At 62.2% G+C, this 22,194-nt stretch carries 25 protein-coding genes and 1 tRNA gene; 10 read left to right on the forward strand and 16 right to left on the reverse strand.

Annotated elements, in window-relative coordinates; all coding sequences use genetic code 11:
- Positions 1–88 precede the first annotated feature (88 nt).
- Entirely contained in the window at positions 89–1,051 is a 963-nt protein-coding gene (locus CO655_RS07535) for a lysylphosphatidylglycerol synthase domain-containing protein (protein WP_097664260.1), read from the forward strand.
- Here the strand turns inward: CO655_RS07535 and CO655_RS07540 are convergent.
- The 4 genes from CO655_RS07540 to CO655_RS07555 are packed head-to-tail and all read right to left on the reverse strand — an operon-like array spanning position 1,019 to position 3,362.
- Positions 1,019–2,260 carry an RNA polymerase sigma factor gene (locus CO655_RS07540; RefSeq protein ID WP_097664261.1) on the reverse strand — a complete coding sequence of 414 codons (1,242 nt, stop codon included), beginning with the start codon at positions 2,258–2,260 and terminating at the stop codon, positions 1,019–1,021. The two genes, CO655_RS07535 and CO655_RS07540, sit on opposite strands and share 33 nt — an antisense overlap.
- 9 nt (positions 2,261–2,269) lie before the next feature.
- On the reverse strand, positions 2,270–2,629 hold the full coding sequence (locus CO655_RS07545) for a YciI family protein (protein ID WP_097664262.1): 360 nt from the start codon (positions 2,627–2,629) through the stop codon (positions 2,270–2,272).
- A gap of 3 nt (positions 2,630–2,632) precedes the next feature.
- The gene (locus tag CO655_RS07550; protein ID WP_097664263.1) at positions 2,633–2,992 is read right to left on the reverse strand and encodes a YciI family protein; all 360 of its coding nucleotides are present in this window, start codon (positions 2,990–2,992) and stop codon (positions 2,633–2,635) included.
- A 10-nt stretch (positions 2,993–3,002) separates the two neighbouring features.
- Complete coding sequence (locus tag CO655_RS07555) at positions 3,003–3,362, reverse strand: YciI family protein (protein WP_097664264.1); 360 nt, start codon at positions 3,360–3,362, stop codon at positions 3,003–3,005.
- 27 nt (positions 3,363–3,389) lie between these two features.
- Between CO655_RS07555 and CO655_RS33785 the strand changes: the two genes are divergently transcribed.
- Positions 3,390–3,530 (forward strand): hypothetical protein, encoded by a 141-nt coding sequence (locus tag CO655_RS33785; protein ID WP_176539228.1) that lies wholly within the window; start codon positions 3,390–3,392, stop codon positions 3,528–3,530.
- A complete protein-coding gene (locus CO655_RS07560; RefSeq protein WP_097664265.1) occupies positions 3,517–3,732 on the forward strand; it encodes a hypothetical protein in 216 nt (71 codons plus the stop codon). Before CO655_RS33785 ends, CO655_RS07560 begins: the two co-directional genes overlap by 14 nt.
- Before the next feature lie 148 nt (positions 3,733–3,880).
- Here the strand turns inward: CO655_RS07560 and CO655_RS07565 are convergent, their stop codons facing one another.
- From CO655_RS07565 to CO655_RS07575, 3 genes are all read right to left on the reverse strand, one after another.
- On the reverse strand, positions 3,881–5,383 hold the full coding sequence (locus CO655_RS07565; protein WP_097606336.1) for an AMP nucleosidase: 1,503 nt from the start codon (positions 5,381–5,383) through the stop codon (positions 3,881–3,883).
- 84 nt (positions 5,384–5,467) lie between these two features.
- Positions 5,468–5,647: a hypothetical protein gene (locus CO655_RS07570; RefSeq protein WP_097606337.1), complete on the reverse strand. Its 180-nt coding sequence runs from the start codon at positions 5,645–5,647 to the stop codon at positions 5,468–5,470.
- Positions 5,648–5,863: 216 nt separating this feature from the next.
- Positions 5,864–6,202, reverse strand: a complete 339-nt coding sequence (locus CO655_RS07575) for a DUF2147 domain-containing protein (protein WP_097606338.1) — start codon at positions 6,200–6,202, stop codon at positions 5,864–5,866.
- Between the two features lie 444 nt (positions 6,203–6,646).
- Between CO655_RS07575 and CO655_RS07580 the strand changes: the two genes are divergently transcribed.
- Complete coding sequence (locus tag CO655_RS07580; RefSeq protein ID WP_097606339.1) at positions 6,647–6,913, forward strand: sel1 repeat family protein; 267 nt, start codon at positions 6,647–6,649, stop codon at positions 6,911–6,913.
- Positions 6,914–7,100: 187 nt separating this feature from the next.
- Here the strand turns inward: CO655_RS07580 and CO655_RS07585 are convergent, their stop codons facing one another.
- Together CO655_RS07585 and CO655_RS07590 are read right to left on the reverse strand one after the other, a co-directional pair.
- Positions 7,101–8,213, reverse strand: coding sequence for a pyridoxal phosphate-dependent aminotransferase (locus CO655_RS07585; RefSeq protein WP_097664266.1), 1,113 nt, complete (start codon positions 8,211–8,213; stop codon positions 7,101–7,103).
- A gap of 72 nt (positions 8,214–8,285) precedes the next feature.
- Entirely contained in the window at positions 8,286–8,717 is a 432-nt protein-coding gene (locus tag CO655_RS07590; RefSeq protein ID WP_097580237.1) for a pilus assembly protein PilZ, read from the reverse strand.
- A 436-nt stretch (positions 8,718–9,153) separates the two neighbouring features.
- Between CO655_RS07590 and CO655_RS07595 the strand changes: the two genes are divergently transcribed.
- Complete coding sequence (locus tag CO655_RS07595; RefSeq protein WP_097606506.1) at positions 9,154–9,600, forward strand: host attachment family protein; 447 nt, start codon at positions 9,154–9,156, stop codon at positions 9,598–9,600.
- Positions 9,601–9,640: 40 nt separating this feature from the next.
- On the opposite strand, the gene CO655_RS07600 is transcribed toward CO655_RS07595, so the two are convergent.
- The gene (locus tag CO655_RS07600) at positions 9,641–10,507 is read right to left on the reverse strand and encodes a LysR family transcriptional regulator (protein WP_010031868.1); all 867 of its coding nucleotides are present in this window, start codon (positions 10,505–10,507) and stop codon (positions 9,641–9,643) included.
- A gap of 89 nt (positions 10,508–10,596) precedes the next feature.
- On the opposite strand from CO655_RS07600, the gene CO655_RS34265 reads away from it, so the two are divergent.
- Entirely contained in the window at positions 10,597–10,842 is a 246-nt protein-coding gene (locus tag CO655_RS34265) for a hypothetical protein (RefSeq protein WP_097664267.1), read from the forward strand.
- Here CO655_RS34265 and CO655_RS07610 read toward each other — a convergent pair.
- On the reverse strand, positions 10,793–11,125 hold the full coding sequence (locus CO655_RS07610) for a hypothetical protein (protein WP_010031867.1): 333 nt from the start codon (positions 11,123–11,125) through the stop codon (positions 10,793–10,795). The genes CO655_RS34265 and CO655_RS07610 overlap by 50 nt on opposite strands.
- Before the next feature lie 354 nt (positions 11,126–11,479).
- Between CO655_RS07610 and CO655_RS07615 the strand changes: the two genes are divergently transcribed.
- Positions 11,480–11,920: a glyoxalase superfamily protein gene (locus CO655_RS07615; RefSeq protein WP_097606507.1), complete on the forward strand. Its 441-nt coding sequence runs from the start codon at positions 11,480–11,482 to the stop codon at positions 11,918–11,920.
- A gap of 250 nt (positions 11,921–12,170) precedes the next feature.
- Here the strand turns inward: CO655_RS07615 and iolB are convergent, their stop codons facing one another.
- The 5 genes from iolB to CO655_RS07640 all read right to left on the reverse strand — a co-directional run bounded on the left by iolB (position 12,171) and on the right by CO655_RS07640 (position 19,100).
- Complete coding sequence (gene iolB, locus CO655_RS07620) at positions 12,171–12,968, reverse strand: 5-deoxy-glucuronate isomerase (protein WP_097664268.1); 798 nt, start codon at positions 12,966–12,968, stop codon at positions 12,171–12,173.
- A 195-nt stretch (positions 12,969–13,163) separates the two neighbouring features.
- Positions 13,164–14,081, reverse strand: a complete 918-nt coding sequence (iolE, locus tag CO655_RS07625; protein WP_097606344.1) for a myo-inosose-2 dehydratase — start codon at positions 14,079–14,081, stop codon at positions 13,164–13,166.
- Between the two features lie 65 nt (positions 14,082–14,146).
- Complete coding sequence (iolD, locus tag CO655_RS07630) at positions 14,147–15,997, reverse strand: 3D-(3,5/4)-trihydroxycyclohexane-1,2-dione acylhydrolase (decyclizing) (RefSeq protein ID WP_097606345.1); 1,851 nt, start codon at positions 15,995–15,997, stop codon at positions 14,147–14,149.
- 201 nt (positions 15,998–16,198) lie between these two features.
- Positions 16,199–18,133 (reverse strand): 5-dehydro-2-deoxygluconokinase, encoded by a 1,935-nt coding sequence (gene iolC, locus CO655_RS07635; RefSeq protein ID WP_097606346.1) that lies wholly within the window; start codon positions 18,131–18,133, stop codon positions 16,199–16,201.
- A 91-nt stretch (positions 18,134–18,224) separates the two neighbouring features.
- Entirely contained in the window at positions 18,225–19,100 is an 876-nt protein-coding gene (locus tag CO655_RS07640; RefSeq protein ID WP_097606347.1) for a MurR/RpiR family transcriptional regulator, read from the reverse strand.
- 208 nt (positions 19,101–19,308) lie between these two features.
- Here CO655_RS07640 and CO655_RS07645 point away from each other — a divergent pair, with 208 nt between their 5' ends.
- The 3 genes from CO655_RS07645 to CO655_RS07655 all read left to right on the forward strand — a co-directional run bounded on the left by CO655_RS07645 (position 19,309) and on the right by CO655_RS07655 (position 22,166).
- Positions 19,309–20,424 (forward strand): Gfo/Idh/MocA family oxidoreductase, encoded by a 1,116-nt coding sequence (locus tag CO655_RS07645; protein WP_097606348.1) that lies wholly within the window; start codon positions 19,309–19,311, stop codon positions 20,422–20,424.
- Positions 20,425–20,511: 87 nt separating this feature from the next.
- The gene (locus tag CO655_RS07650) at positions 20,512–21,729 is read left to right on the forward strand and encodes an FAD-dependent oxidoreductase (protein ID WP_097606349.1); all 1,218 of its coding nucleotides are present in this window, start codon (positions 20,512–20,514) and stop codon (positions 21,727–21,729) included.
- 346 nt (positions 21,730–22,075) lie between these two features.
- A tRNA-Ser gene (locus CO655_RS07655) sits at positions 22,076–22,166 on the forward strand.
- Positions 22,167–22,194 lie beyond the last annotated feature (28 nt).

Below are 22,194 nucleotides of genomic sequence, written 5' to 3' on the forward strand. Positions count from 1 at the left end.
TCCGCCGTTGTGCGCAACCTTCATTTCTCCTAAAACGCCGGGACGGAACCGAGGCCCATGCCGACGCCAAGCGAGGAATGCCTACTACATGAAGAGTTCGATCGTTGAAAGCCAGCAGTCCTGGTTTATGCGCAATCGCATGACGGCGCTGACGGTCGCAATTGTCGCAGCCTATGCGCTCTTCGTGCAGTGGTTCTGGGGCTGGCCCGTCATCATCCGCCAATGGGCAGATGTCGGGGCAGGCCCCGTGATCGGCGCGCTCGTGGCTCTGACGGGCACCTATTTCCTGCGCACCTGGCGCATTTACGACTATTTTCCGCAGGAGACCGCGGGCCGGTTCGCGACCCTTTTCCGGGTCACGCAGATCCACAATCTCCTGAACATCATGCTGCCCTTCCGGACCGGCGAAACCAGCTTTCCCCTGTTGATGCGCACCGAATTCGGCATTCCGCTGACGCGCGGAACCTCGGCACTCCTCGTCATGCGGCTGCTCGACCTGCACGCTCTGCTGGCGGCTGCCGGCATCGGCTTTGCGCTCGCCGCACCCGATGCGCTCGTCGCATGGTCGCTTTGGGCGGCCTTCCTGCTGCTGCCGGTCGCAGCCTTCGCCGCACGCAAGCCGCTGTTGCGCGTCGCCGCCAGGCTTCTGCCTGCAAAGGTCCAGAGATTGGTCGTTGAGATCGAAAACGGCTTGCCGCTCGATGCCGCGGCCTTTGCGCGCGCCTGGGCGATGACCATCGTCAACTGGCTGGTGAAGGTGATCGTGCTCGCATGGGCGCTCGGCCTGATGGGCGTGTTTCCTATGGCGGCCAGCTTCGGCGGCGCGCTTGGCGGCGAACTCTCCTCCGTCCTGCCGGTGCACGCGCCGGGCGGAGTCGGCACCTATCCGGCCGGCATCACCGCCGGCGCCATTGCGCTCGGAGCGTCGAGCGAACGGGCGGCGCTCGCCGTGCTGGCGCAGGCGAGCGTCAACGCCCATCTGCTGATCATCGTCTCGGCGCTGACGGGCACGGCGATCTCACTGCCGCTCGGGCGCCGCGGCAAGCGCTGAAATCCGCTTTCGCAGAAACGCCTGCTCCGGCTCCTGCCGGCAGAGCGACAAGGCCGTCTGATAGGCTGCGATCGCCTCTTCTCTCCGGCCGAGCCGGCGCAGGAAATCGGCACGGGCCGAATGGGCAAGGTGATAGGCCTGCAGCTCCCGGCGTCCCAGAATGGCATCGATCAGATCCAGCCCTTTTGCCGGCCCTTCGGCCATCGAAATCGCCACGGCGCGGTTGAGCTCGACGACCGGCGAGGGCTGGGCTGCCAGAAGCAGATCGTAATAGAAGGCAATCCGCGGCCAGTCGGTTTCCTCGGCGCTCGCCACCTTCGCATGTTCGGCGGCGATCGCTGCCTGTACCGTATAGGTGCCGATCTCTTCTGTTCGCATTGCCTTGGCCAGGAGCGCCAGGCCTTCCGAGATCTTGGGGCGGTCCCAGAGCGAGCGGTTCTGATCGGCAAGCAGCACCAGCGCTTCCTCCTCGCTGCTGCGGGCGCTGCGGCGGGAATCCTGCAGCAGCATCAGCGCCAGAAGTCCGCAAACATCAGGATGCGGCAGCAGCGCCAGCAGCAGCCGCGCCAGCCGGATGGCCTCTCCGGTCAGGTCGGCGCGAACGACCGCGTCTCCCGACGAGGCGGAATAGCCTTCGTTGAAGACGAGATAGATGACATGCAGCACCCGGTCGAGCCGCTCGGGCAGCGCCTCGCGGCCCGGCACTTCATAAGGGATGTTCGCGGTCCGGATCCTGCCTTTGGCGCGCACGATCCGCTGGGCGACCGTCGGCGCCGGAATGAGGGAGGCATGGGCGATCTCTTCGGTGGTCAGCCCGCAGATTTCCCGAAGCGCCATCGCCGTCTGCGCGTCCGCCGGGATAGCAGGGTGGCAGCAGGTGAAGATCAGCCGCAGCATGTCGTCCTCGATCGCTTCCATCTCGCCCATCTCCGTTTCGTCGACGCTGTAGAGGCTGTCCTCGATGTGCTGCTGCGCGGCATCGAAACGCGCTCGCCGGCGGATCGCGTCAATCGCCTTGAAGCGGCCGGTCGACACAAGCCAGCCGGAGGGGTTGTCGGGAACGCCGTCGACCGGCCATGTTCGTGCGGCCGCTGCAAAGGCATCGTGCAGCGCTTCCTCCGCACGGTCGAAATCGCCGAGCAATCGGATCAGCGTCGCCAGCACCCGGCGAGACTGGCGTCGGTAGATCTCCTCGATGACGCTTTCCAAGGGGGCACCTCAGTTCGGAAGGGTGAGCGTTCGCACCGGTCTCAGTTCGACCGCGCCGTAGCGGGCCGATGGAATTCGCCCGGCGATCTCCTTCGCCTTCGCCATGTCAGGCGCCTCGATGACGTAGAAACCGGCCAGATGCTCCTTCGTTTCGACATAGGGGCCGTCGGTGACGGAGAGCTCATTGTTTCGAACCCGCAGCACGCTCGCCTGGTCAGGCATTTCGAGCGCATCGGAATGGATCATGAAGCCGTCGCGGAACAGCTCCTCGTCGAAGGCGAAATGCGCTTTGATGAGGTCGTCGGTTTCATCAGCTGTCAGTCTGCCGTCGGTGTCGGCGCTGTTATAGATCAGGCAGATGTAGCGCATCGCTCAGCACTCCTCCTTGATCGAATAGGCCGGCCGCACCTCGATCGCGCCATAGCGCGCCACGGGAAATGTCGCGGCGATCGCGGTTGCTTCCTGCATATCCTTGGCCTCGATCAGCACGAAGCCGCCGAGATGTTCCTTGATCTCGGCGAAAGGGCCGTCCGTCGCCGTCACTTCGTTGCTGCGAACCCTGACCGTCACGGCCGTCGACGGCTCGCGCAGCGCAAATGCGACGAGCAGGTGGCCGCTGTCGCGCAGCCGGTCATCGTTGAGGATCGAATCCTTCGTCAGCTTTTCGCCTTCCTCGGCGGAAATGGCGTTGATCTTCGCGGTTTCGAACCAGACCTGGCACAGATATTTCATTGCCGTCTCCTCACGCGTCTTTTCCGAAGGAATGAATGGGCCGCACCTCGATCGCACCGAGCTTTGCAAGCGGGATGCCGGCGGCGATGCGGATCGCTTCGTTGAGGTCCTTGGCCTCGATCAGGATGAATCCGCCGATCGCCTCCTTCGTCTCGGCGAAAGGGCCGTCCGTCACCAAGGTCTCACCGCTGCGCACCCGCACGGTCACCGCCGATGTCGGCGGCTGCAGCGCCTGGGCGACGATCATGTGGCCGCTTTCGGCAAGGTCCTTGTCGTAGTTCAAGGAATTCGCGCCGAGCTCGGCCTTCTCCTCTTTCGTCATCGCGGCGAGCACCGCGCCGTCGAACCAGACCTGACAGAGATATTTCATCGCAGACAGCCTCCTTGGGATGTTTCAATGACTCTGGACGATCGAGCTTCACACATTTCGACAGCGGCGGAAAAAATCTTTGTCGCTGCCGGCTGTCGAAATCGCAAGGCAGCACTCGACAAGGCTTCATCGAAACCTGTCGAGGAGAACGGCAATGACTATTCTTGAAATCGCGCTCGCAAGCCAGATCTGGGCTCGCCGCCATGACAAGCGTCCCCAGGTGTATGACGAAGGCGATGGGCTGAAGATTCTGCTGCGCACCGCTTTCATCGTCGTCGGCTTCACCCTGCTGATAGCAGGGCTGAACCTTGCTGCCGGCCGACCGCAGGTGGTTGCGCAGCAGCCAGCGCCTGTCGTCGCAGGCAGATGAGGAAACGGCCTACAGCAATTCCGGTAAAATGCGCGCCGGTTTTGCCAGGCAAAGCGCGAAGCACTTTTGCCAGGCAAAGCGCGAAGCGCTTTTGCCGGGAATGCGTGAAAACACAGAGATTTCCGTGATTCGAAGAAACGGAAATACTCTATTGGAAGGCTGTCTCGAAGAAGCTGCGCAGCTTGCGCGAATGCAGGGCTTCCTTCGGCATGGCGGCCAGCTTCTGCACGGCGCGGATGCCGATCTGCAGATGCTGGTTGACCTGCGTGCGGTAGAAGGCCGTCGCCATGCCCGGCAGCTTCAATTCGCCGTGCAGCGGCTTGTCGGAGACGCAGAGCAGCGTGCCGTAAGGCACGCGGAAGCGGAACCCGTTGGCGGCGATCGTTGCCGATTCCATGTCGAGCGCGATGGCGCGCGCCTGCGACAGCCGCTGCACCGGCCCGCGCTGGTCGCGCAGTTCCCAGTTGCGGTTGTCGATCGTGCCGACGGTGCCGGTGCGCATGATGCGCTTCAGCTCGAAACCTTCGTAGCCGGTGATTTCGGCGACGGCCGCCTCCAGCGCCACCTGCACTTCGGCGAGCGCCGGGATCGGCACCCAGACCGGCAGGTCGTCGTCGAGCACATGATCCTCGCGCATATAGGCATGGGCAAGCACATAATCGCCGAGCCGCTGGCTGTTGCGCAGGCCGGCGCAGTGGCCGAGCATCAGCCAGGCATGCGGGCGCAGCACGGCGACATGGTCGGTGATCGTCTTGGCGTTGGAGGGACCGACGCCGATATTGATCATGGTGATCCCGGCATGGCCCTTCTTCTTCAGATGGTAGGCCGGCATCTGCGGCAGGCGGGCAAGGGTCGCATCCGTTTCCGGCACGCTCGAGCCGGGCAGGGTGACGATATTGCCGGGCTCGACGAAGGCGGTATAACCGTCGCCGCCCTCGGCCATCAGCTTGCGCGCCCAGCTGCAGAACTCGTCGATATAGAACTGGTAGTTGGTGAACAGCACGAAATTCTGGAAATGCTCGGCATGCGTCGCCGTATAATGCGACAGCCGGGCGAGCGAATAATCGATACGCTGGGCGGTGAACGGCGCGAGCGGCGAGGGCTCGCCCGGCGGCGGGATATATTCGCCGTTGGCGATCTCGTCGTCGGTGGTGTTGAGGTCGGGCGTGTCGAAGATATCGCGCATCGGGACGTCGACGAAGGCGGAGGTCGATGCTTCCACATGCGCGCCCTCGCCAAAGGCGAAGTGCAGCGGAATCGGCGTCGTCGATTCCGAGACGATCACCGGAACATTGTGGCTCTTCATCAGCAGCGACAGCTGCTCCCTCAGGTAATGCTTGAAGAGCTTCGGCCGGGTGACCGTCGTCGTGTAGATGCCGGGCGCCGTGACGTGGCCGTAGGAGAGGCGCGAATCGACATGGCCGAAGCTGGTCGTCTCGATGCTCACCTGCGGATAGAAGGCGCGGTAGCGCGAGGCGATCGGAGCGCCTTGGGCCAGCTCGCTGAAGCTCTGGATCAGGAACGCCGTATTGCGCTCGTAGAGTTCGGTCAGCGTCTCGACGGCCTTGGCGGGATCATCGAAGCTCTGCGGCTGGAAAGGGGATGGAGAGGAAATGTCGAGCGGCGACAAAGGGGAGATTCGTTTGTTCATGACGCATTATAGAGAGTTGTTTTTGACAAGCAAACGACGTGCGCCGGCGGAATCGATTTTTATCTTCTTCCGCGTCTGTACTGCTCACCGCACCGTCGGCGCGCAGAAGCTCCCGTTTCTCTCCAGGCAGGTATAGCTCGCGCCGAAATGCGACTGCGTGCCGCCGCCGCCCTCATGCACGACGACCGCCGAAAATGTGACCGCGAAGATCGCTGCGAACAGCGTGATGATGCTGAAACGTCTTGCCAGAATGTAGAGGTTCATCTCATGCCCCGATACGGCAACCTAATCATGACAAGAGTTTTGTCATGCGGCGGCTGAACGAGTGCTGAGATGCCGGTTCATCCACCGTTCAGCTTGCGGGGCAGGGTCGGGCGATTGTCATCAAGATCGGCGGGCGGAGAAGCTTTCGAAAAATGCCGGCATTTCGGCCGGCATGCTTGGGCGTTTTGGATGTTTGCTGCGTCGGCCTTATCGCCTTCAGAGCCGCGTCCAGGTCTGCGACTTGCAGAGGATTTTCAGGACGCAGCCCTGCATCCGCAGCGAATTGCCGGAAACCTTGCCCGAGCCGCTATAGGTCTTGTCGGCGGCCGGATCGGTGATCTCGCCGGCGTAGCTGCCGCCAGTGCCGGCAAGCGTGCCGATCTTCCGGCCGGTGTATTTGCCGGTTTTCAGCGTCACGCAGTAACTGCCGCCGCAGGCCGCGATCACCGCCGTTTCGCCCGAGGCGGTTTTCCAATTGCCGACGATCGGCTCTTCGGCATGCGCGGTGCCCGCGATCATGGCGATGGCGCCGGCGAGAATGAAGCTGCGGATCATCTTTTCCTCCCTGATGTCCTTTTGACCGGCCGCGAAAATAACTGACGCGAACGTAAAGATAAATACAGGTGATCGCTATCGCCCGAGTTCGGCGAAAGCAGGAAAAAGCGAGAGGTCGAGGCGTTTAAACCTGTCGTCTGCTGATTTCATGATGAACGATCGGTTTATTTTCGAATCTGAATCTTTCGTAAAATTCGAACGAAAACCCCTAAGCTCCAAGGCATCCGATGTTTAACAAAAATCCAATTTTACCAAGTGTTTGCACTTTGTTTGTCTCAAATTAATCATGCATTTTAGGCGTTTTTTGAAAGCCGTTCGGCATAGTGAAGCCATCAAACGAGCGGGGCAAACCCGCCGAAACTGAAGGGCTGCAAGCCGCGATAGACGGCAAGGTCCGGAGGTAAAACAGGGTAAGTCATAAACAGGCTAACAGGGATAAAACCGATGGCACGCTTTGAAATGCACAATGCTGAAACGGCCACCATGGGTGGCGACAACAGCGCCGATGTCTTCTGCGAAATGGGTCTGATGTATGCGACCGGCCGCGGCTGCGCCGTCGATCTCGTCGCTGCCCACAAATGGCTGAACATTGCCGCGATCAAGGGCAACGACCGCGCCGCCGAGCTTCGCGCCGACGTGGCCGCCGCCATGAACAAGATGCAGCTCGTGGAAGCGTTGCGCGCCGCCCGCGAATGGATGACGGTTCACTGAAGCCGTCTCCTGCTGGTGGTTCGACAGAAATAACAACCTCGAAAGAGGGGCGGGCGGGGCGATTTGAAACGCCGATGCCGGGAGAAGAGCACCGCGGCCGGATATCCTCCACCGGCCGCGGTTCTTCGTTAAATTGTCAGCGTGATGTCATCCGAAAACCGCTCACGCTTTTCGGCATCACGCTTGATCAGCCGATCGCCTTCAGCACCTGCGGCAGGGTTTCCTCGAACAGCGCCATGTCGGGCTCCGGTCCGACGCTGACGCGGATGCAGCGATTGAGCGGTGCCACACCGGGCATGCGGATGAAGACGCCATGCTCCATCAGCCCGTCGACGATCGCCCGCGCATAAGCGCCGTCGCGGCCGGCGTCGATCGCCACGAAATTCGTCGCCGAGGGCAGCGGCTCAAGGCCGTTTGCCCGGGCGATGCGGCCGATCCGCTCCCGCGCCGCATGGATCCTGCCGACCACTTCGGTGAGATAGGCCTGGTCCTTGAGGGCGGCGAGCGCGGCGGCCGTCGCCAGCCGGTTCATGCCGAAATGATTGCGGATCTTGTCGAAGGCCTGCGCCGTGCCCGGCGTCGAGATGACGTAGCCGGTGCGGGAGCCGGCAAGTCCGTAGGCCTTGGAGAAGGTGCGGGTGCGCACGATGTTCGGCAGATCGATCAGCGAAGCGATCGACGGCAGCGAATTTGCCGGTGCCGTCTCGCTATAGGCCTCGTCGAGCACCATCAGCGTCGTCTCGGGCAGTGCCCGGGCGAAAGCGACGATGCTGTCGGCGTCCCACCAGCTTCCCATCGGATTGTCGGGATTGGCGAAATAGACGAGCGGCGCATTCTCGCGCCTGACGGCCTCGAGCAGTCCATTGAGATCTTCGCGGTCGTCGACATAGGGCACGGTCACCAGCCGGCCGCCGAAACCGGCGACATGGAAATTGAAGGTCGGATAGGCGCCGAGCGAGGTGACGACCGGCGCGCCGGCTTCGATCACCAGCCGGACGATCTGGCCGAGCAACTCGTCGATGCCGCCGCCGATGGCGAGATTGGCGGGGGAGGTGCCGAGATGAGCGCCGAGCGCTTCCCTCAGCGCGAAATTTTCCGGATCATTGTATTTCCAGATATTGCCGGCTTCCTCGCTTATCGCCGCAAGTACGGAAGGGGCCGGGCCGAAGCCGTTCTCGTTGGCGCCGATGCGTGCCAAGACTGCACGTCCGCGTTGGCGCTCGATGGCCTCGGGGCCGACGAAGGGAACTGTGGAGGGCAGGGCGCTGATGAGCGGCGTGAAGCGCGAAAAGGCGGACATGCGAAGGCAAGTTCCCGGACATGTTGACGGTTGGCGCAACAATAGGCCGGGGTACGGCCAAGGCAAGCCAGATTATTTCGACAGCTGACCGATGGGCGACGCTTGCGGGCGGAAGATCGGCGCACGCCGTGCATCGATCGCTTCCATGTTGCCGACAAGGAAATCGGTGCGCACCACGCGGCGCAGGACCTCGGGATCCATCAGGTTGATGAACCGCACGCCGATGCGTTCCTTGTGACGGTAGACCTCGGCACAGCCGATCCGATAGGCGAGGCCGAGAATGTTGAGATAATAATGCTTCGGCAGACCGGCGGTGGTCGACACGATGAAGGTGGCGCCGCCTTGCGAGATATCGATGATCTCGGCGCTTCGCATCGACACGCCGGTGAGGCACGGCCGGACGGCGACGATACGGGCGGGGCGCTTGACGTGGAACTCTTCCCAGCGCAGGTCGTAAATGGCGGATTTGACCGTGGCAAGGTGTGTGGCGCGGAGCATAGTCATCTTACATTCTCCGTCAGGCAGGGCACAGTTGGGGTTCTTGCTCTGGTGCAAGCTGATCTTGCTCCGGCCAAGGTCACATGAATGTTTTGCGCATTCGTCAAATATAAAATGACAATTTTAACGAGTTTAAATTTTGTTCCCAAGCGGGACGCCCGATGTTCACAATCGGGACGCGGGTCGTCAGTCCAACACCCATTTCGGCCGGGATTTCTGAGGGTGAGATATGCGTCGCCAGCGGTCGGCGCCGCCAATTCCGGCAACACCGCCCACACAAGTCGCCGCGGCGGCGAAGGACAGGAAAACAGCGAGCCTTGGAAACCGGATCGCCGCTCCCATCGATTTCCGGCGCAATTTCTCGAACTCTTTCAACGGCCGGACGTTCTGCCTTGATCGATGAAGCATGGCGCGCTTCGATGACGACAGCGAGGAGTTGAAGATGACCGACGTCAGAATTCCCGGGAAATCATGGGTCGTAGTCTGCAATGGAGCCAAGGCCCTGATCATGCAGAATGCCGGCGATGCCCAACTGGTGAACCTCAAGGTGCTGGAAACCCTGACGCAGCCGAGCGAGCCCGATCGCGAGATCGGCACCGACAAGCCCGGCCGCAGCCACGCCGCCGATGGGTTCAGCCGCAGCGCTGTCGAAGAGACCAGCTGGCAGGAGCAGGCCGAAGCTCAATTTCTGAGACATGTGGCGGAACGAATGGACGAGCTGACCCAGGCAAAGGATGCGCACCGCATCGTCCTCATCGCGCCGCCGAAGGCGCTCGGCACCTTGCGGCCGGCGCTCAGTGCCGAGACGCAGGCAGCAATTTCGACGGAATTGGCGAAAGACTATACCAATCTGCCGATCGACGAGATCGAGCGACATCTCGCCGCCTGATCAAAGGCATCAAGAGAGCGTGGGCTGGCTGGCCCGCGTCTCACCCTGACGATCTGAGCCCGGCAAATAGATCTTCATGATCGGCAAACAGCGCTGCCAGGCGGTCGATGACGATCCTGACCTCCGGCCGTTGTCGTTCATCGTCATGCGCGACGATCCACATCTCGTAGGTCAGATCGTCGATGACAGGCCCGGCGCGCACGAGCTTGCGCTCCTGATCGCCGATGAAACAGGGCAGCACGCCGCGGCCGGCCCCGCCACGGATCAGGTAAAAGAGCATATGCGGCGTGTTCGTCCAGCTGGTGATCCAATAATCCGGCTGTTCGAACGTCCATTTGTCCGCCGGCGTGATTGCGGTGTCGGTGCCAAGCGAAATCCAGTTGCAATTGGTCTGCGCAAAGTCGGCCGCCTGGTAAGCGGCATGGGCCACTTTGACCGAACGGCGGATCGCGACGTTGCCGCTGTCCGGCCGGCTGTGGCGAATGGCGATATGCGCCTCGCGATAGGTGAAGTCGACGCTCGCATCACAGCTCTTGTAGCACATGCGGAAACTGTCCTTCGGCGTCCAGACGCCGGCCAGATGGTCGGCGATGAAGCGCAGGGTCCAGCTGTCGGCGGCCGTGGAGACGATCGGCAGCATCAGCACCTCGCCGCGCCAGTCGGAGATCGCCTGCGCCGCATCCTGCATCCGCCGGACGCGATCGAGCAGCTCCTGACCGTCCTTGGCCAGAAGGTAACCGGTCGGGCCGCGGCTGAACAGCGACCGGCCGGTCACCCGTTCGAGCGCCAGCATGCGCCGTCCGATCGTCGGCGCGCTGAGGCCGGTGCGTGCAGCCGCTGCCGAAAGCCCGCCGCCGGTCGCGACATGGAAGAAGAGTTGCAGATCGTCCCAGCTCGCATCTTTCATGGATGAAAACCCCCTTTCCCCGGCGCCTCTACATAGCCGGCGCGTGAAGGCCTAGCTCAAGTGCTCCAGCAATAGATGGAGGATAGGCAATGCTTCTCAACTGGATCGTTCTCTTCGAGGAAGTCGAAACTCGCAAACGTCGGATGCGCCGCGATCCCATGGCCGATCCGCTCGATGGCCCGGAATGGCGCGGACTTCTCTGGATCATCCCGATCATCGCCTATCTCTCCTCAAGAAGAGGCGAGACGAGGCCGCGCCGCGATAAGGCGCGGATTGAAAGAAGCCTCAGGTTTCGAAGCTCAGTCGCAGCACGTGGTGCAGGAATTCCGGATTGAGCAGCATGTTGAAGCTGACCGTCACCAATTCGCCTTCGCGCTTGACCATGGTGGCGCCGATCTCGTCGTGGATGCCGAGGATTTCGAGAAAGAAATGGCTCGGCATCTCCAGGCCCGGGCTGACTTCGAGCACCGCGCCGGCCAGCGTGATCGTGCGGATCAGGCAGCGCACCTGCGTTCCGGTGCTGAGATGATGGCCGACGAAGATAATGTTGCCCGGCCTGTCGAGGTTGAATTCCCTGTACGCACGTTCCGGCTTGGGATGTTCTGTGTCGAGGTGCATCTGAAAGGCCCTTTTAGCCTCCGCTATCATATGACAAAATTAGCACGAGATTACTGATAGCTGCTGAAGAACATCGTTAAGATTGAAGTCTTCTTGGGAGATTGCCGGAAAATCGCATCGATTTCGGGCAGTTTTGCTCCAAATTTGTTCATGCCCGGCGCATATCGGCCATTCTTGACATGTCGGCGGCCTTCGCGCATACAAAGTCCCGGTTCGAGGCACCGGCCGCTCGCGGATGAAAATCCATGGTGAAGTCCTCGCGATCATGGTCACGGCCCCTTGTGCATGCTGGCTGACGGCAATGCGAGCTCCCATCCACAGTCGAAGAGCATGCCTTTTGCGAAGGCCCACTCCATGACGACGACCTATCCCGGCATTGACGAATTGAAGGCCCAGGCCAAACGCCTGCGCCAGGCGATGAACGATCGCGGCACCGCGCTGACCCACAGTGCGGCGCTCGAAATGATCGCCCGCCAGCACGGCGCGCGCGACTGGAACACGCTGGCGGCGCTGGCGGCGAAACCCCATGCGGCTGCGAAGACACCCCTTTTCGTCGGGGCGCACATTCGCGGCCGCTATCTCAATCAGCCGTTCACCGGCGAGGTTCTGGCGCTGTCGGCCCTGCCGGGAGGCGAACTCCACAGGATCACCATCCATTTCGACGAAGCGGTCGATGTCGTGACCTTCGAGAGCTTTTCAGCCTTTCGCCGGCGTGTGAGCTCGCAGATCGATGCCGACGGCGTCTCACCGAGGAAAACCTCGAACGGCGTGCCGCATCTGGTGCTCGATCTCTAAATCACTTTTGATTCACTTTGAGGCCGTCTGAATCCGGATGATGTCACCCCGGATCGGACCTCGCCATATCGCACGGATTTCTCCATGACCGATCTTTCCCGGGGCAATGCTTTTCTCACCGGCTGGTTGCCGGGCGTCTTCATTGATCGTCCCTGGATCGGGACAGGCTCATAAGATCATCGAGGACCGCGTCGCCGCTGTCGAAATCTTGAGCGATCGATGTCGGGCCTACCTGCGCCGCAAGGCGCGCTTATGCTTTCAGCAGCCATTCGTGCTCGACGGCGTTGTGGAATTTCCAGATCCGCTTCGGCCCGGCCATGACGTTGAGGTAGTAGAGATCGTAGCCGTGCGTTGCCGCGCAGGGATGGTAGCCCTTCGGCACCAGAGTCACGTCACCGTCCTCGATCGCCATCGCTTCGTCGAGCGAACGATCGTCGGTATAGACGCGCTGGAAACCAAAACCCTGCGGCGGATTGAGGCGATGATAATAGGTCTCTTCCAGGAAGCTCTCGTTCGGCAGGTCGTCCTGGTCGTGCTTGTGCGGCGGATAGGAGGAGGTGTGGCCGCCCGGCGTGATCACCTCGACGACGAGCAGCGAATGCGCCGACCTGTCGTCCTCAGGCATGATATTGTTGACGTAGCGCACATTCGTGCCCTTGCCGCGCGTCACCTGCGGATGCGTGCCGGGCGGAATTTCCTTCGCCTGGTGGGTGCCGCCGCCGGGCGCCGAGCAGACGGCGAGCTCGAGATCGGTCTCCGCCGTGACAGACCACGCCGACTCCATCGGGATGTAAAGTGCATGCGGGGCGCCTTCGAACGGGCTCATGCGGCCGCCGAGCGTGCCGAAATCCCTGGTGCCGGCCGACGCCTTGCCCTTGCCGGTGACCCAGACGAGGCAGACTTCCCGATCGCCGGTCTCTCCCGAAACCGTCTCGCCCGGCTTCAAGCGATGCAGATCGAAGCCGACATAGGTCCAGCCGGCATTCTCAGGGGTGACATGCGTGACGCGGCCATGCGTGCCGGATGGTTTCACCTTGAGGTTTGGCATTGGTGGTTCTCCTCGTACGTTAAAAATTCCCCGCCCCAAACCCCTCCCCACAAGGGGGAGGGGCTTAATCTGCGGCGCTGTCTCGCCCATCTTGCGGCGTTCCTTTTGCAAGTGGCGCTGTCTGGAGCGGGGCGGTGCCTCAAGTTAAGTCCCTCCCCCTTGTGGGGAGAGGTTGGGGAGGGGTTTTCTTTTCCGTTATCCCTTCGGGAAACCTTCGGTCTCCACCGAGTAACCGGCAGCCGTCATCACCCGCATCAATTCGGCATGGCCGATCTCGGCCATTTTCTGCGGCGGCGCTTTGCGCGGATCCTGCTCGGCTTCGACGACGAACCAGCCCTCATAGCCGTGGTCAGCCAGCCGCTGGACGATGGCGGCGAAATCCAGCGAGCCGTCGCCCGGCACGGTGAAGGCGCCGAGCGCCACCGCGTCGAGGAAGGACTGCCGGCTGCGGTCCAGCCCATCGACGACCGACTTGCGGATGTCCTTGACGTGAACATGGTTGATGCGGGCGTGGTGATGGTCGATGGCGCGCAGCACGTCGCCGCCGGCAAAAGCCAGATGGCCGGCATCGAGCAGCAGCGGAATGCCTTCGCCCGAATTGCGCATGAAGGCGTCGAGTTCCGGCTCGGTTTCGACGACGGCTGCCATGTGGTGGTGGTAGGAAAGCGGCATGCCCTGCTCGGCGCACCATTCGCCGAACTCGGTGACGCGGCGCGCATAGGCCTTCATCTCGTCGTCGGCGAGGCGCGGCTTGGTCGCGAGCGGCTTGGAGCGGTCGCCCTGGATGGAGCGTCCGACTTCGCCGTAAACGATGCAGGGCGCATTGACCGCCTTGAACAGTTCGATCATCGGCGCGATGCGGTCTTTGTTGGCCGCAAGCTCCTCATTGACCAGCGTGCCGGAGAACCAGCCGCCGCACAGCGTCACGTCGGCGGCGCGCAGGATCGGCAGCATTTCTTCCGGGTTGCTGGGGAAACGGCGCCCTTGCTCCATGCCGGTAAAACCGGCGCTGCGCGACTGCCGCAGGCATTCCTCCAGGGACACATCGTCGCTGAGTTCGGGAAGATCGTCGTTCCACCAGGCGATGGGCGACATGCCGAGTTTGGCCTTCATCAACATTCTCCTTAAAGATAATGCGGAGGAGCGGTGCCGCTCCTCCGAAAAATGACAGCAATGATTTAGCCGATGCGCTGGGCGGCGCGTGCTTCGATATAGCCCTTGCGCGCTTTGTTGACCTCTTCGCGTGGGCTGACCTCGGGCACCGCGACATCCCACCAGTGGCCGCCGGCCTCAGTGGTGATCAAGGGATCGGTGTCGATGACGAAGACCGAGGTTCGGTCGTTCTTCTTCGAGCTGGCGATCGCCTGCTCCAGCTCTGCGATCGAGCCGACCTTGACGGCGATGGCTCCCATGCTTTCGGCATGCGCGCGGAAATCGATCTCCGGCATCACCTCGTGGTAGGAGTCCTTGAGCAGATTGTTGAAGTTGGCGCCGCCGGTGCCCATCTGCAGCCGGTTGATGCAGCCATAGCCGCGATTGTCGAGCACGACGATGTTGAGCTTGAGGCCGAGCATCACCGAGGTCGCGATCTCGGAATTCATCATCATGTAGGAGCCGTCGCCGACCATGACGACGACATCGCGTTCGGGACGCGCCATCTTGGCGCCGAGCCCGCCGGCGATCTCGTAACCCATGCAGGAAAAGCCGTATTCCATGTGATAGCTGCCGGGCGCTGTCGCCGGCCAGAGCTTGTGCAATTCGCCGGGCAAGCCGCCGGCGGCGCAAAGCAGCGTCGTATTGTCGCCGCCGATCGTGCGCACCACCGCACCGATCACCTGCGCGTCGGAGGGCAGGGCGGCATTGGTCGTCGCCATGGCGTTCGCCGCCGCTTCCATCCAGGCCCTTTTCTCGGTCGCGGCTTTCTCAGCAAGTGCTGCCGGCGCCTTCCAGCCGGAAAGGCCCGCCGAAAGCGCCTTCAGCCCTTCGCGGGCGTCGGCGACGACGGGATGGCTGTCGTGCTTCACCGCGTCATAGGCGGCGATATTGAGCCCGATCATTTTGAGGCTGTCGTTCTTGAACAGCGCCCAGGAGCCGGTGGTGAAATCCTGGCAGCGTGTGCCGACGGCGATGACGAGGTCCGTCTCTTCGGCGATCGCATTCGCTGCCGATGTGCCGGTGACGCCGACCGAGCCGAGCGCCAGCGGCAGGGTTTCGTCGATTGACGACTTGCCGGCCTGGGTGACGACGACGGGAATGGCATGGGCCTCGGCAAAGGCGGCAAGCTCCTTCGTCGCCTGCGAATAAAGAACGCCGCCGCCGGCAACGATCACCGGCTTCTGCGAGGCCTTGATCAGCGCGATGGCATTGGCGAGCTCATCCGCATCCGGCTGCGGCCGGCGGGTCGTCCAGACCTTTTCCTCAAACAGGCTCTCCGGATAATCGAAGGCTTCGGCCTGAACATCCTGGCAGAGCGACAAGGTCACCGGACCGCAATCCAGGGGATCGGTCAGGACCTGCATGGCGCGCTTCAGCGCCGAAATGATCTGCTCCGGCCGGGTGATGCGGTCGAAATAGCGCGAAACCGGGCGGAAGGCGTCATTGGCCGAAACCGTGCCGTCGCCGAAATCCTCGATCTGCTGCAGCACCGGATCCGGCGCGCGGTTGGCGAAGACGTCGCCCGGCAGGAAGAGAACGGGAATGCGGTTGACATGTGCGACACCGGCCGCCGTCACCATGTTCAGCGCGCCGGGACCGATCGAGGTCGTGCAGGCCATGAAGCGCGTGCGGAAATTCGCCTTGGCATAGGCGATCGCGGCATGCGCCATGCCCTGTTCGTTGTGGGCGCGATAGGTCGTCAATTCCCCGCGCACCTGATAAAGCGCCTCGCCTATGCCGGCGACGTTGCCATGGCCGAAGATCGCCCAGACGCCGCCGAAGATCGGCACCTTTTTGCCGTCGACAACCGTCATCTGCTTTTTGAGGAAATGCGCGACGGCCTGCGCCATCGTCAACCGAATCGTCTTGCCCATCGGGGTCTCCCGGAGTTTTAACTCTTTATCTTTTTCCCTCCCCAACCCCTCCCACAAGGGGGAGGGACAAACCTGTTCGGCTCTCTGCGTTCCCGCCGCAACCTTTCATCCGGAGGATGCTCGATGATGGCGTGAGGCGGCGCCTCAAGTTAAGTCCCTCCCCCTTGTGGGGAGGGGTTGGGGAGGGGCTTAATTCTATTGCTACTGAAGCCCGCGCGTCTTCAGCCACGCCTCTGTCAGTTGCCGGAAGCGGCCGGCCATGTCGGCGATCGCCTCCTCGTCGTTCATGGCGCCCGAAAGCCAGGCGCGCGCCGCGTCGGCAAAGATCGTCCGGCCGACGGCGAAGCCCTTCACCGAAGGAGCCGCCAGCGTCGCCTCGAAGCAGGAGATCAGTTCCTCGGCGGGCGCCTCGAGGCCGAGGAGCACGATACCGCGGCACCATGGATCATTTTTGGCAATCACCGCGTCGATCTTCTTCCAGGCTTCGCCGGAGGCTTGCGGCTCCAGCTTCCACCAGTCCGGCTTGATGCCGAGCGCATAAAGTTCTTCCAGCGCGGTCGCGATCGTATCGTCGGTAAGCGGTCCGTTCTTGCCGGCGATGATTTCGACCAGCAGCTCCCGGCCGACCTTGCGTGCGGCTTCGAACAGCGTGCGCAGCTTCTCCTGCTGCTCGCCCTTCAATTCGGCCGGGTCGTCGGGATGATAGAAGCACAGGCATTTGATGCAATGGCCGAGCGGCCATTCGACAAGCTGCGAGCCGATATCCTGGCTGAATTCGAAGCGCAGCGGCTTCGAGCCCGGCAGCTCTACCGGCCGGCCGATCCAGGAGAAATTCTTCGTCGCCGCATCGAAAAAGGCGTCGCGGCCGAAGCGTTCGTCGATCAGCATGCCGTAGCCGTCACGGCCGTTCGAAACGCGCGCTGCAGCTTCGACCGCCAGTCGCTTGAAGGCGACGATTTTCTCGTGGCCGACGCCGACTTCATCGGCGACGCTGACAAGTTGCGAGCGGTGATCGATCGCCAGCGCCATCAGGAGCGGGATGTCGCCGCGCCGGGTGGATGCCCAATGAATATGGTTGATCGCCTCGTCCTTGCGCAGCGCCCGATGTTTGCTGCCGGTCTTCAGGAAGAAGTCGAGTTCCGCCCAGGTCGGATATTCCGGCGAGCAGAGCAGCCGGGAGACGGCAAAGGCGCCGCAGGCATTGGCCCAGGTCGCGCAGGTCTTCAGCGGCTCGTCGCGCAGGAAGCCACGCAGGAAGCCGGACATGAAGGCATCACCGGCGCCGAGCACGTTGAAGACCTCGATCGGGAAACCCTGGCCGACGATGCCGGCTTCGAGATCGTCGGCGATCGGCCCGTCATAGACGATGCAGCCCATGGCGCCGCGCTTCAGCACGATCGTCGCCGGCGTCAGGCGGCGGATTTCCTTCAGCGCGCCAAGCACGTCGTCGGCGCCGGAAGCGATGAGGATTTCCTCCTCGGTGCCGACGATGAGATCGCAATCGGGCAGCGTCTCCTTCATCTTCGAGGAGACGCGGTCGGATTTGACATAGCGCTCGAAGCCTTCCGCATGGCCGGCAAGGCCCCAGAGGTTCGGCCGGTAGTCGATGTCGAAGATCACCTTGCGGCCGTTCTCCTTGGCGATGCGGATCGCCTTGCGCTGCGCGGCCTCGGTGTTGGGCCGCGAGAAATGTGTGCCGGAAACGAGAACGGCGCGTGACGACTTGATGAAGTTTTCATCGATATCGCCTTCCTCGAGCGCCATGTCGGCGCAGTCGGAACGATAGAAGATCATCGGCGATACGCCCTCGGCCTCGACCGCAAGCAGCACGAGCGCCGTCAGCCGCTCCTTGTCGGTGACGATGCCGTCCGTCGCGACCCCTTCGCGCGCCGCCTGCTCGCGGATGAACCGTCCCATCTGCTCGTCGCCGACGCGGGTGATGAGGCCGGATTTGAGGCCGAGCCGCGCCGTGCCGATGGCGATATTGGACGGGCAGCCGCCGACCGATTTGGCAAAGGAGGCGATATCCTCCAGCCGCGAACCGATCTGCTGGCCGTAAAGATCGACCGAGGAGCGGCCGATGGTGATTACATCAAGCGCCGGCTCCGGCTGTGAGCCCGGATTCGATTGTACCATGATGTCCTCCCGCTAGATTTTGCGCGGCTTCCAGTGCCTGCGAATTTCAATAATGAAACATTGGTTCCGATATTTTGTCAATTCGGAATGTTTATTCCATTTTCGCTTTTCCAGCTTTTGCGTGCTGGCGCTTGCGCCGCCGCTCGGCGATGGCGACCGGCAGCGCCATGGTGAGCGCCATCGAGGCCGACAGCGAGCGGAAGCCGGCGAAATCGGCCTCCGCCACTTCGAACCAATGCGTGGCGCAGGCGGCAAGCGGCGAGAAGGCCGAATCGGTGATCGCGATAATGGGGACGCCGCGGTCGGCAAGCTCCTGACTCTGGCTGAGGCTGTCGGCCGCATAAGGCGAGAAGCTCGCGGCGATCGCTGCATCCTTCGGCGTTGCGAACTGCACCATCTCGGGATCGACGCCGTTCGGCGAGGCGACGATCTGGTGGCGGATGTTGAGCTTGGAAAAAGCGTAGGTCATATGCGCCGTCAGCGGATAGGAACGTCGTTTGGCGATCAGATAGATCGTTTCGGCGGCGGCCAGGATATCCACCGCTTTCGTGAACGTATCGCTCTGCACCGTCGCCGCCAGCCGGTTGACCGACTGGCTTGCCGCGGCAATGAAGCCGGAGAGCAGGTTGGCGTCCTCGTCGTCGCCGCTCGCCTGCTCCAGGGTGACGAGCCGTTCTTCATAGCTCAGTGTCCGGTCGCGCAGCCTTTCGCGGAAGATGCTCTGCAGATCGGAAAAGCCTTCGTAACCCAGATGGTGTGCCAGGCGCACCAGCGTCGAGGGCTGGACGTCGGAGGCAGCGGCGATGCTCGCCGTCGTGCCGAAGGCGATTTCGTCGGGATTGCCGAGCGCGAAGGCGGCGACCTGCGCCAGCCGCTTCGGCATGCTCGCCTTGCGCTCGATGATGGTGCTGCGCAGGCTTTCGAAATCGCGCGGCACACGTGCGTGCCTCTGGGGGTCATTATCCATGCTTGCGGCTCACGGGATGAAACAAATATTCCATATTGTTGAGCATAAACGATTTCAAACGACACGCCTAATTGTTTTTAATCGCCTGTAATTCAAGGCTTTTAAACAGTTTTGGCAGGGAAGGATACGGAAATGCCGGTGAACGGTCTCTTGTCAAAATGATCCAAATATTCCAAAAATCCCGCGCGCAGTCCTGGAGGAGACGGAAATGAAGCCACTTGGCATCGGTTTGATCGGTACGGGTTATATGGGCAAGTGCCATGCGCTGGCCTGGAATGCGGTGAAGACCGTGTTCGGCGATGTCGAGCGTCCGCGACTCGTGCATCTGGCTGAAGCCAATGCCGGGCTTGCTGAGGCGCGCGCCTCCGAATTCGGCTTCGAGAAGGCAACCGCCGAATGGCGGGCGCTGATCGCCGATCCGGAGGTCGACGTCGTTTCCGTCACCACGCCCAATCAGTTCCACGCCGAGATGGCGATTACAGCCCTCGAAGCCGGCAAGCATGTCTGGTGCGAAAAGCCGATGGCGCCGGCCTATGCCGATGCCGAGCGCATGCTGGAAACGGCGGAACGATCAGGCAAGGTGGCCGCCCTCGGCTATAATTACATCCAGAATCCGGTCATGCGGCATATCAAGACGCTTGTCGGTGAGGGCGCCATCGGCACGGTCAACCATATCCGCGTCGAAATGGACGAGGATTTCATGGCCGATCCCGATGTCTTCTTCTATTGGAAGAGCGAGCTTGCCGCCGGCTACGGCGCGCTTGACGATTTCGCCGTGCATCCGCTGTCGTTGCTCTGGTATCTTTTCGGCCACGTCGAGGCCGTCATTACAGATATGGTGAAGCCCTATGCCGACCGTCCGCTCGGCGCGGGTGGCCGCCGCGCCGTCGAAAATCACGACGCTGCCAACGTGCTGATGCGGCTGGGCGGCGGCATCTCCGCCGTGTTGATGGCGAATCGCGCCGCCTGGGGCCGCAAGGGCCGCATCGCCCTGCAGATTTACGGCTCGAAAGGCTCGATCGTCTACGATCAGGAGCGTATGAACGAATTCGAACTCTATCAGGCCGAGGGGCGCGGCTCCGAACAGGGTTTTCGCAAGATACTGGCGGCCCCCGCCCATCGGCCGTATGATCGGTTCATTCCGGCGCCCGGCCACGGCCTCGGCTTCAATGATCTCAAAATCATCGAATGCCGCGAGCTGATCCGGGCAATATCGGGAGAACCGTCGTCGATCGTGACATTTAAAGACGGTCTCAGGATAGAGAAGTCGGTGCATGCCATGGCACAGTCTTTCCACGAGCGTCGCTGGATCGAAATCGGCTGAAGGTAAGAAGCCGCTTTCCGTTGACGGCGCTCCGGGCAGGGGATAGGCCTTGACGTGGTTGTCGGGCGCAGTTTCGGGAGTGAAATCGTGACGGATAGATTGGTGATCATCGGCGCGGGGCAGGCCGGTTTCGCATTGGCGGCCAAGCTGCGAGCATTGAAGGATACGCGCCCGATCACCCTTATCGGCGCCGAGGATGTGGCCCCCTATCAGCGCCCGCCGCTGTCGAAGAAATATCTGCTCGGCGAAATGAGCTTCGACCGCCTGCTGTTTCGCGACCAGCACTGGTATGGCGACAATGACGTCGACCTTCGCCTTTCCACCTGGGCCGAGGAGATCAAGCCGGACAGCAAGCAGGTTCTGCTGCAGGACGGCTCCGTTCTCGACTACGGCACGCTGGCGCTGGCCACCGGCTCGACGCCGCGCCGGCTGCCGGCCGCAATCGGCGGCGATCTCGAAGGCGTCTATGTCGCCCGCGATAAGCGCGACGCCGATCTGCTCGCCGACGAGATGCGGCCTGGCCGTCGCGTCCTGATCATCGGGGGCGGTTATATCGGCCTGGAGGCGGCGGCCGTTGCCCGCCATCTCGGCCTTGAGGTCACCGTCATCGAGATGGCCGACCGCATCCTGCAGCGCGTCGCGGCGAAGGAGACGGCCGACATCATGCGCGCGATCCATGAGGGCCGCGACGTGGTGATCCGCGAGAAAACCGGGCTCAAGCACCTGATCGGCAAGGACGGCCGCGTCGCTGGTGCGGCACTTTCCGACGGATCGACTATCGACGTCGATTTTGTCGTCGTCGGCATCGGCGTCGTGCCGAACGATCAGCTTGCCAAGGAAGCCGGCCTCGAAGTCACCAACGGCATCGTCGTCGACGAATTCGCCCGCACTTCCGATTCGGCGATTTTCGCGGCCGGCGATTGCGCGGCCCTTCCCTGGCAGGGCGGCCGCATCCGGCTCGAATCGGTGCAGAACGCCGTCGACCAGGCCGAAGCGGCGGCCGCCGTCATCGCCGGCGGCAACGAGCCTTATGATCCCAAGCCCTGGTTCTGGTCCGACCAGTACGACGTCAAGCTGCAGATTGCCGGCTTCAATCTCGGTTATGACGATACGTTGCTGCGTCCCGGCGCCCGCGAAGGCGCCCATTCGGTCTGGTACTTCAGGGAAGGCCGGCTGATCGCCGTCGACGCGATCAACGACGCCAAAGCCTATGTGACTGGCAAGAAACTGCTGGAATCTGGAATTAACCCCGACCGATCGATTCTCGCCGACCCATCCGCCGATCTCAAGAGTCTGCTCGCCTGACCGGGAGGCGATGCCGCAAGGAAAGAGCCCTTTGCCTGACGCAGAGGGCGCGGCCCTCTGCTGAAAGGGCGTGATTGCAATGGTTTGGTTAACCTGTGGTCGCGCGTCATTTTTGCGATCCGAGTGCCTGCGAATCGGAACCGTTTCGCACTCGCTTTCCCCGAGCGCCTGGCGGTAGAGCGCGGTCTCGTATTGAAGAGACGCGCGATCGAATCATGCAGATCACGGGCAGGCAGCAATGCCCCCGTTGCCCAACCGGGTCGAAATGCCGGCCGCTGCATTTCTTCTTATGAAAACTCAAAAAACCCTTGCATTCACAGACCGGTCACCATAGTTAGGCCGCACCGGAGAGGTGGCCGAGTGGTCGAAGGCGCTCCCCTGCTAAGGGAGTATACGTCAAAAGCGTATCGTGGGTTCGAATCCCATCTTCTCCGCCATTTTCCTTTTATTGATTCCATTGAGCTT

It is taken from the genome of Rhizobium sp. M1 (genome assembly GCF_002531805.1).
Classification (GTDB): Bacteria; Pseudomonadota; Alphaproteobacteria; order Rhizobiales; family Rhizobiaceae; genus Rhizobium; species Rhizobium etli_C.

Coding starts and splice junctions, on each gene's coding strand:
- CO655_RS07535 (WP_097664260.1), top strand. CDS start 89: ATGAAGAGTTCGATCGTTGAAAGCCAGCAGTCCTGGTTTATGCGCAAT.
- CO655_RS07545 (WP_097664262.1), bottom strand. CDS start 2,629: ATGCGCTACATCTGCCTGATCTATAACAGCGCCGACACCGACGGCAGA.
- CO655_RS07550 (WP_097664263.1), bottom strand. CDS start 2,992: ATGAAATATCTGTGCCAGGTCTGGTTCGAAACCGCGAAGATCAACGCC.
- CO655_RS07555 (WP_097664264.1), bottom strand. CDS start 3,362: ATGAAATATCTCTGTCAGGTCTGGTTCGACGGCGCGGTGCTCGCCGCG.
- CO655_RS33785 (WP_176539228.1), top strand. CDS start 3,390: ATGACTCTGGACGATCGAGCTTCACACATTTCGACAGCGGCGGAAAAA.
- CO655_RS07560 (WP_097664265.1), top strand. CDS start 3,517: ATGACTATTCTTGAAATCGCGCTCGCAAGCCAGATCTGGGCTCGCCGC.
- CO655_RS07565 (WP_097606336.1), bottom strand. CDS start 5,383: ATGAACAAACGAATCTCCCCTTTGTCGCCGCTCGACATTTCCTCTCCA.
- CO655_RS07570 (WP_097606337.1), bottom strand. CDS start 5,647: ATGAACCTCTACATTCTGGCAAGACGTTTCAGCATCATCACGCTGTTC.
- CO655_RS07575 (WP_097606338.1), bottom strand. CDS start 6,202: ATGATCCGCAGCTTCATTCTCGCCGGCGCCATCGCCATGATCGCGGGC.
- CO655_RS07580 (WP_097606339.1), top strand. CDS start 6,647: ATGGCACGCTTTGAAATGCACAATGCTGAAACGGCCACCATGGGTGGC.
- CO655_RS07585 (WP_097664266.1), bottom strand. CDS start 8,213: ATGTCCGCCTTTTCGCGCTTCACGCCGCTCATCAGCGCCCTGCCCTCC.
- CO655_RS07590 (WP_097580237.1), bottom strand. CDS start 8,717: ATGACTATGCTCCGCGCCACACACCTTGCCACGGTCAAATCCGCCATT.
- CO655_RS07595 (WP_097606506.1), top strand. CDS start 9,154: ATGACCGACGTCAGAATTCCCGGGAAATCATGGGTCGTAGTCTGCAAT.
- CO655_RS07600 (WP_010031868.1), bottom strand. CDS start 10,507: ATGAAAGATGCGAGCTGGGACGATCTGCAACTCTTCTTCCATGTCGCG.
- CO655_RS34265 (WP_097664267.1), top strand. CDS start 10,597: ATGCTTCTCAACTGGATCGTTCTCTTCGAGGAAGTCGAAACTCGCAAA.
- CO655_RS07610 (WP_010031867.1), bottom strand. CDS start 11,125: ATGCACCTCGACACAGAACATCCCAAGCCGGAACGTGCGTACAGGGAA.
- CO655_RS07615 (WP_097606507.1), top strand. CDS start 11,480: ATGACGACGACCTATCCCGGCATTGACGAATTGAAGGCCCAGGCCAAA.
- iolB (WP_097664268.1), bottom strand. CDS start 12,968: ATGCCAAACCTCAAGGTGAAACCATCCGGCACGCATGGCCGCGTCACG.
- iolE (WP_097606344.1), bottom strand. CDS start 14,081: ATGAAGGCCAAACTCGGCATGTCGCCCATCGCCTGGTGGAACGACGAT.
- iolD (WP_097606345.1), bottom strand. CDS start 15,997: ATGGGCAAGACGATTCGGTTGACGATGGCGCAGGCCGTCGCGCATTTC.
- iolC (WP_097606346.1), bottom strand. CDS start 18,133: ATGGTACAATCGAATCCGGGCTCACAGCCGGAGCCGGCGCTTGATGTA.
- CO655_RS07640 (WP_097606347.1), bottom strand. CDS start 19,100: ATGGATAATGACCCCCAGAGGCACGCACGTGTGCCGCGCGATTTCGAA.
- CO655_RS07645 (WP_097606348.1), top strand. CDS start 19,309: ATGAAGCCACTTGGCATCGGTTTGATCGGTACGGGTTATATGGGCAAG.